This window comes from Parasphingomonas puruogangriensis, from assembly GCF_036663635.1.
In the GTDB taxonomy this organism is placed as follows: domain Bacteria; phylum Pseudomonadota; class Alphaproteobacteria; order Sphingomonadales; family Sphingomonadaceae; genus Sphingomonas.
Genome location: NZ_JAXOJI010000018.1, coordinates 1 through 2,563 on the forward strand (window position 1 = coordinate 1; position 2,563 = coordinate 2,563).

Annotated in this window: 3 protein-coding genes; 1 reads left to right on the forward strand and 2 read right to left on the reverse strand. The window is 56.4% G+C overall.

Annotated features, from left to right (window positions below; translation table 11 throughout):
• On the forward strand, positions 1 to 195 hold a 195-nt coding region (locus U1739_RS20850), incomplete at its 5' end, for a carotenoid 1,2-hydratase family protein (RefSeq protein WP_503647082.1).
• A gap of 502 nt (positions 196 to 697) precedes the next feature.
• Here the strand turns inward: U1739_RS20850 and mltG are convergent.
• Positions 698 to 1,699, reverse strand: a complete 1,002-nt coding sequence (gene mltG / locus U1739_RS20855) for an endolytic transglycosylase MltG (protein ID WP_332710538.1) — start codon at positions 1,697 to 1,699, stop codon at positions 698 to 700.
• Positions 1,700 to 1,851: 152 nt separating this feature from the next.
• Positions 1,852 to 2,563, reverse strand: a 712-nt coding sequence (locus U1739_RS20860; protein WP_332710537.1) for a beta-ketoacyl-ACP synthase II, incomplete at its 5' end; no start/stop codon positions are given.

Here is a 2,563-nt window from a genome sequence, read left to right on the forward strand (position 1 = left end):
CAAACCCGCGCTGACCGTGGCCATGCCTCGGTGATCAAGACATGGGAAGATTCGCCCTTTTACGCGCGCACTGCCTTGTCGGCGCGCCTGTGGGGAGAGCCCGTTGTCGCGATTCAGGAAAGCATCTCGCTTGACCGTCTGATCAATCCAGTTGTGCAGTTCATGCTGCCTTACAAGATGCCGCGCGAAACTTAGGCAAAACTTTTCCCTGCGGTCGTGTAGAAACATGGAGCCTTCCTGCGTGACCGAGGGGTGTCTCGACTAGGCTCGACACGAACGGGAGCGGGAAATGGAGCCTCGTCTCCACACGTCTCTCCACGTTTCCCCTCGTCCACCCTCGTCATCTCACATCCACCTTCGTCATCCCCGCGCAGGCGGGGATCCAACTCCTGACGTCAATTTAAACTCGACGGCTTTGCGCAACCAACCACCACGTGTTGGATCCCCGCGTGCGCGGGGATGACGATATTTGTGGACTGGGAAGGATCGCCCGCCAATTACGAAATTGGAAAGTCACACTAAGGTCTCACCTAAACGGATGAGAGAAACCCTTTGGGCTGATTGCATGCCCTTGCAGCCATTGGGCGTTTAATGATGTTGCCTGCGTAAATTGACAGGCCAAATCCTACATTGCAAGCGTTATGTCCTTGATATAAAATATTTCCCCACGGCAAAGTCCAGTGCGGGCTGGGCTGTCTTACATTTCCCCGCGCTGGCGGCGCAGAGCATACCATTTTTTGACGTTGGCATTATGCTCTTCCAACGTCTCGGCGAAGACATGTCCGCCCTTGCCATCGGCGACGAAGTAATAATATTTGGTCTTTTCGGGATTTAGCACAGCTTCGATCGCCGCGCGTGACGGGTTGGCGATTGGTCCCTTTGGCAAGCCTGTCATAGCGTATGTGTTATAGTCGTTAACATCCCTGATTTCGGACTGACGAATGCGCCGCCCAAGCGGTTTGCCTTGCGTGATGGGGTAAATGATCGTCGGGTCCGCCTGAAGCATCATGCCGGTGCGCAAACGGTTTGAATAGACCCCGGCCACCATGCGCAGTTCCGATTTCAGCGCCGTTTCTTTTTCGACAATCGACGCCAGCGTCAGCGCCTCCAGCGGCGTTTTGACTACTGCGTCCGGACTGCGTTTTGGCCACAACTCGGACATTGTTTTCGTCATCGCGTCCTGCATCCGCTTAAGCACAATGGCGCGTGGCTCGTTCTTGTCAAAAGCATAGCTGTCGGGAAGAACCGAACCTTCAGCGGGAACATTAATGCTGCCGGTCAGCCGGTCATTGGCGTTTATCCGTTCGTAGACCATGATCGATGGCATGCCTTCGGGGATGGTCACCATGCGCTGCACGGTTTTGCCACCCGTCAGGATGGACAAGATGTCGGAATTGGACGCCTGCGCCGGAATAACGAATTCGCCTGCCTTGATTGTGCTCGATGCTCCAAACAATTTAGCGCGGCTGACAAAGGCATCTGCCGATTTCACGACGCCGCGTTTTTCAAGCTGCTGGGCTGCTGCGGTAATACTTGAACCAGGCTTGATGACAACGGTGGTTTCGCGTTCCAGCGGTCCGTCGGCCGTCCAGCCGTGAATAAAGTTCCCCGCAATAGCTGCCAGCAGTACCGCCGCTGCAATGATCGCCCACTTGGCGAGGCGGCGGGTTGCCTGGGAACCTGATCGCTTTGCCACAATTACCCTTTGTCGTTCCCGCGCCGGCGGGAATCCATGGGCTGCCCCATCCATTTTAACAAACCGGACAGGCTAGTCTGCACGTACAGACCAAAGATTCCCGCCTGCGCGGGAATGACATCCTGAAAGATATGCGATCGCGCTAGCACGCTAGGTTATTCAGGCAGTTTCATGATCAGGCTGGCATTGGTGCCGCCAAAACCGAAACTGTTGTTCAGCACGGCCTTTACTTCGCGTTTCTTGGCGACATGCGGGACAAGGTCGACGCCTTCGGTACCCTCGTCCGGATTGTCGAGGTTAAGCGTTGGCGGGACGATCTGGTCGCGCAGCGCGAGAATGCAGAAAATGCTCTCCACCGCGCCAGCGCCGCCAAGCAAATGGCCAATGGCGGATTTGGTCGAGCTCATTGAGACATGCGAAATGGCATCACCGAAGAGCCGCTTGACTGCGCCCAATTCAATCGTGTCCGCCATGGTCGACGTGCCATGGGCGTTGATATAATCGATATCGGCCGGCGTCATGCCCGCCTTTTTCAATGCCATCTGCATGGAACGGAACGCACCGTCCCCGTCAGGATGCGGCGCGGTCACGTGATAAGCATCACCCGATAAGCCGTAGCCAACAACTTCAGCATAGATTTTTGCGCCGCGTGCCTTGGCATGTTCATATTCTTCCAAGACAACGACGCCTGCGCCTTCGCCCATCACGAAACCATCGCGGTCCTTGTCATAGGGGCGGCTTGCGGCCTCGGGACGGTCATTATAACTGGTGTTCAGCGCACGCGCCTGCGCGAATCCTGCAATCCCCAGCGGACAGACCGTTCCTTCCGAGCCGCCTGCGACCATCACGTCCGCATCGTCGTCACGG